5 protein-coding genes are annotated in these 5,418 nt (G+C 46.6%); 2 read left to right on the forward strand and 3 right to left on the reverse strand.

Going from position 1 to position 5,418, the window contains the following annotated elements; genetic code table 11:
* Window positions 1-262: 262 nt before the first annotated feature.
* The 3 genes from JGK16_RS17035 to JGK16_RS17045 form a co-directional block, all read right to left on the reverse strand.
* Entirely contained in the window at window positions 263-412 is a 150-nt protein-coding gene (locus JGK16_RS17035) for a hypothetical protein (RefSeq protein WP_293203291.1), read from the reverse strand.
* Window positions 413-640: 228 nt separating this feature from the next.
* A complete protein-coding gene (locus tag JGK16_RS17040; RefSeq protein WP_293174933.1) occupies window positions 641-3,454 on the reverse strand; it encodes a TIGR03960 family B12-binding radical SAM protein in 2,814 nt (937 codons plus the stop codon).
* 155 nt (window positions 3,455-3,609) lie between these two features.
* Window positions 3,610-3,954, reverse strand: a complete 345-nt coding sequence (locus tag JGK16_RS17045) for an STAS domain-containing protein (RefSeq protein WP_293174936.1) — start codon at window positions 3,952-3,954, stop codon at window positions 3,610-3,612.
* A 382-nt stretch (window positions 3,955-4,336) separates the two neighbouring features.
* Between JGK16_RS17045 and JGK16_RS17050 the strand changes: the two genes are divergently transcribed.
* The gene (locus JGK16_RS17050) at window positions 4,337-4,531 is read left to right on the forward strand and encodes a hypothetical protein (RefSeq protein WP_293155487.1); all 195 of its coding nucleotides are present in this window, start codon (window positions 4,337-4,339) and stop codon (window positions 4,529-4,531) included.
* A gap of 539 nt (window positions 4,532-5,070) precedes the next feature.
* On the forward strand, window positions 5,071-5,307 hold the full coding sequence (locus JGK16_RS17055; protein ID WP_293174939.1) for a hypothetical protein: 237 nt from the start codon (window positions 5,071-5,073) through the stop codon (window positions 5,305-5,307).
* Window positions 5,308-5,418: the final 111 nt, after the last annotated feature.

Consider the following 5,418-nt stretch of genomic DNA (forward strand, 5'->3'; position numbering starts at 1 on the left):
TGGAAAGCACTCGTAGGTGTCGTGACCTTACTAACGTAGCCTAGTTAAAGACTTAGACTGGCTATCTCGTCCACTTTTGTCCAGTGTTTAGCGGATAGCACTCAACAGACTCTACTCTTGGCATTCGACTGCAACCTCCGCCCCTGCCAACCCTAAAACCTGGTCAGTCGATTTTAGATTTTAGATTTGAGATTTTAGATTTACAAGCACAGATGACTCTGGGAGCTTGAACCTTGGTCTAAAATTTTGGGATCTCCACGAATTAAGTCCGGGCTTGTATCCGTTTTCGATCGAGGTCAAAAACATCTATTGTTGAATACCCGCGGGCTCGGCTTGAACCATGAGATTTTTGACTAAGCCGACGATCGACAACCACTCGATCGATCGAAATTAATCGATCAATTTGGTTCATGCTCCGCTCCTGCGGGTTTAGCGCTAGATTTAGCCCGTGAATGTACAAAAAGGCTTGAAGTTTTGAACAGAAGCAATTTGCACCCAGCCCGCGTTGCTGGTTGGCTCTTAGCGACGAGCGACAAAAGCGCTCAAGCCGCTGCGGCTTCCATAACAAGCAATTATAGCTTGACACGACACATCCCGATCGAGAGCCGAAGGTGAAATATTTCACCACAGCTTCCCTATTTTAACCATAACCCAAGATTAGCTGACTGCGCTGAACCTGCAAAAGCTGAATTTCCTGCTGGCTGACTTGTTCGAGCATGAAAACAAGATGTTCGGGCTTGAGCAAGTTGCCGTCGCTGCGACAACTGCCGGTATAGCGCAAGACGGCTGTACCTTCGGATTGCTGCACAAGTTCTAGTTTGTGCAGCCGATCGCGCAAATTGACATCCCGCGTCTTTCCCGACTTAGTAGTGTGCACCCGCCAAAAAGCCTCTGTTTCGGCGATCGCCTTCACCCAAGCTTCCCAATTGGCAGTATCTGCGACGGAGACAGCAGTAGAATTATCCTGGTCAGATTCGCCATTTTCCGTCAACAAGCCTGTTGCAGCCACAGTAATTACGTACTCCGCTGCTTCTAACAATTGACTGGCAGAAGGAGCTTTGAGGTCGATCGACTCAACCTTGTAAATCGGGATATTTTCCGGCAGAGCCGCCGCCAATTTTGCTCGAAAAATCTCAAGATCGATCGACTCAGTGAGTTCAAAATCAGCAATTTCCCCAGTGCTGGTAACGCCCAGAGGCAGAGCATTTGCCACAGAAATCCGAGGATTTGGGTGGAAGCCGCCAGTAAACGAAATCGGTAAATCGGCCCGGCGGACAACTCGATCGAACAATCGCAGCAAATCCAAATGACCAACCAAAGCCATATCGCCCACCTTCCCAAACCAAACCCGAAAACGCTGTTTCCGTTCTGTATTCGGTACAAATTCCCCAGCAAAATCTGGAATTGGCAGGGCATCTACAACCACATTGTGTCCGAAATCTGTGCCGCAAACCCCGCAGCGGGAACACCCTTCAAAGGAACAATCGGGAACCGTCGCTGCTTCTAAAGCCTTTTGCAAGTCAAGTTTCAGCCAGTTTTTATCGATTCCCGTGTCTAAGTGATCCCAAGGTAAAGGTCGATCGAGAAAGAGGGGGAGAGGGGGGGAGGGAGAGAGGGGGAGAGGGGGAGATGCGGGAAAATCTTCCGACTTCCCTCGGACGACTTCCCTCGGACGACTTACATCCGTTACATCCGTTACATCCGTTACAGAATCCGTTGCCGAACTTCCTTCTTCCTTCTCCTCTTCCTTCTGAAAAAGATTCCATTCGCCGCTTTCAACTTGACGGTATTTCCAGGTAAGGCCGGATTCATCGATCGCCCTTGTCCAAGCCTTGTATGCTGTATCCAAGTTTTCCCACCAAGCATCCATACCGGCGCCCAGTTCCCAAGCCCGGCGGACTACAGCACCCAAACGTCGATCGCCCCTACCGACAAAATCCTCCATTGCCGAAATCCGCACATCGGTATAATTCACCTTGATATTTCTCATCGCTTTGAATTCACCCTTCAGCAATTTTTGCTTGCGTGAAAACTCGGCAGTAGAAACCGAATGCCACTGAAAAGGAGTGTGAGGCTTAGGCGTAAAATTAGAAATTGTCAAGTTAAAATTCAGTGGCCGCCTGCCATTAAGCCTGCATTCCCTTTGCAGCCAGCGGACTGTTTCGGCGATTCCCAGAACATCAAAATCGGTTTCTCCGGGCAAACCGATCATAAAATACAGCTTGATTTTATCCCAACCGCGATCGACCGCAGTTTTGACACCCCGCAACAATTCTTCGTTTGTCAAACCTTTGTTAACGATGTCGCGCATCCGCTGCGTGCCGGCTTCCGGGGCAAAAGTCAAACCGCTTTGTCGCGTGCCGCCGAGAATGTCGGCAATATTATCGTCAAATCTGTCAACCCGCTGACTGGGTAAAGACAGAGAGATATTTTTGTCTTTGAGGCGGTTTTTGATTTCCATCCCCACAGCCGGAAGTGCTAGATAGTCGGAACAACTCAGGGAAAGCAGGGAAAACTCGCTGTGCCCGGTGGCTTTCATTCCTTCTTCTATCGCCTCTACGACTTGCTGCGGTTCCACATCGCGGGCGGGGCGAGTCAGCATTCCCGGCTGACAGAAGCGACAGCCGCGGGTGCATCCCCGGCGAATTTCGACTGTCAGTCTGTCGTGTACTGTTTCGACGTAGGGTACTAGCCCGATCGAATAAGCTGGTATGGGAGTTGCTACGCGGCGCAGAATTTTTTCTGGGACTTGCGGGCGGTTGGGATGAACAGAACCATCTGCCGCCATATCGTAGAATTGGGGCACGTAAACGCCGGGAATTTGCGCTAAATCCAGCAATAGTGCTTCTCGGCTCAAATTATTAGTTTTGCCTTCTGCCAAAATCAAGCCAATTTCTGGCAGCAATTCTTCTCCATCTCCCAAAGCGATGAAGTCAAAAAAGTCAGCGTAGGGTTCGGGATTGGAGGTTGCGGTTTGTCCGCCAGCAAAAATTAGCGGCAAATCGCCGCCATTTTGGGCATTTGTCGCTCTTTCTTTCCAAGTTAGGGGAATGCCGGCTAAATCCAGCATTTCCAGAATGTTTGTTGCTCCGAGTTCGTAGCTGAGGCTGAAGCCGAGAATATCAAATTCTGTGAGCGATCGCCTAGATTCTACAGCAAACAGGGGAGTTTTGGTCGTTAGCGCAGCCCTCGGAGAGGATCGCAGTTTTGCTGCTAAGTCTGGTGCGGGCAAATAAGCTCGATCGCACAACTGTCTCGGCAAGGCATTCAAAATATTGTAAAGGATGATGTGTCCCAGATTGGAAGCACCAACTTCATACACTTCTGGATATGTGAGCACCCAGCGTACAGACGCCCCATCCCAAGGCTTGCGTACAGCCCCCAACTCGTTTCCTAGATAACGAGCAGGCTGATTGATTTCTGCTGTAAGTAATTCTTCGATTTTTACTGCCACGGCTCGACTCGCTCTCATATTTGCGACTCTTAAGCAGCCTACCTTAAAATCTGCCAATACGCCAACGGCAGTCCTATCTCTTTGGAGCCCTTTAACTCAAGTTGCTGTGTTTGCTTACTTGTTTTCACTGGTGAGTAGATTCTAGAAGTGCTTGTTTACACAAGACAAGAGTTTGCTGCTTCAAAGCTTTCGACATTTTCAAATATCTCAAAAACTCGATCGAGTTGGCTGAGTTCCAGAATCATTCTAATTCCGGCGGTAACTGAACACAGACTAAACCTGCGTCCCATTTTTTTCGCCTGCTTGAGGCCGGAAATCAATGCCATCAAACCCGCGCTGTCAATAAATGTTACTGCGCCAACATCTACGAGTACCGCTACTACTCCAGGGGCTGAAATTGTTGTGGTTAGTTGCTCTGTGAATTCTCCGGCTGTGGCTGCATTTAGGTGGTCTAGGGGTCGAATCACCCTAAGTGGTTTATGGGCAAGAAGTGTCTGCATATATCAAACCTATGGTTGCTACGTATTTTCAACTACCGTACTGGACGGAGGTAAGCCTAAACCTACTTGACACCTACGAGCGTAACCCTACCTGAGGAAAACCGATCGGTAGTTTTGAGTAGTTTACTGAATCTTTATTTATTTAGTCTTTTTTATAAAAGTTTGTGCAAGATTTACGGAGTAAAGGTAAGCTACTATACTATTTTTTATTTGTGCGACGAGGTTTAGTGTTGGCAATCGTAAAGATTGCGATCGACCTTATCCTAGCTGTTAGGTTAAACTGAGCAATGTAATTGAAATCACTGGTTAGTTCTGATTTGGATCACTCACTCCATCGACTGTTAAGATGACAATAATACTGTACGGAGTTCTCCGATATACTATGCAAGCAACTCATGCTATTCGTCAACTTGTAGAAAAAGCCCTCTACATTAAGCAGTTGACGCCTGACATTGAAAACGAAATCAACAACGAGCTCACCCGTTTGGGCTACATCTCGGATATTGATTATGAGGCTTTAGAGTTATTAATGGATGAAATGGATGCTGGCCGGGTGCAATTGGTATCTAGTAGATAGTTGGAACCGGAGAGCGCGGAAAAATCACAGATTGAAAAAAAATCCTTGCACGGTGGGAAAGACGGGAGTCTCAGAAGCATTTACCCCGGCACGGTACTTTTAAAAGCTCGCACCCAGTTGATGAGCTTGATATTTGAGGCGATGGTTTGTTCACCTCACTATCAAAAAAATACTTTTACTTCAATTAAATATATAACTTTTGGGGCTTGACAAATGAGGTGTAATAGTAATTTATTAATGATTACTGTTACCTAGCTGAGGTGGAAAACCGGTTTGGAACGATCGCAATTAAATTTGTTCGATCTTTCAGACTGAAGTCCTCATCAAACAAGAGAGGAGTTCAGTCCGAACGATCGAAAGTGATAACGGTTATTTTACCGGAATATATATAATCAGGCGCGATCGCCAGTTGTGTAAAGTTTTGTAAAAAGTATACGGGATTTGCATAAAAAAGAACAAGTTGCGCCGATAGCTCAAATAGAGAGGCTCGCGTCCTAGTGGCGAGAGAGTCTGTCAACTTGTATCTCAACTTATGTAATATGTCAAGAGAACCAGATAGCACGGAAACTTCAATCAACAGTCTATTTGCCAAAATCGAGACCTTGCTGATGCAGACTTGGCAAGAAACAGGCCACGGATGCCTAACTATTGAGAGCGAAAAAATCAGTCCGAAAAAAATCCAAGTAATTATTCGAGGCTCTACTTACTATCGCTATGTTATTTCCCCTGAAGGCATAAACAAGTGGGTTTTAAAGCAAATTGCCGAAGGGGATTGAGCGATTAACGGTTGGGTAATTGGTAATTGGTAATTGGTAATTGGTAATTGGTAATTGGTAATTGGTAATTGGTAATTGGTAATTGGTAATTGGTAATTGGTAATTGGTAAT

The organism is Microcoleus sp. PH2017_09_SFU_O_A, assembly GCF_020738625.1.
Classification (GTDB): Bacteria; Cyanobacteriota; Cyanobacteriia; order Cyanobacteriales; family Microcoleaceae; genus Microcoleus.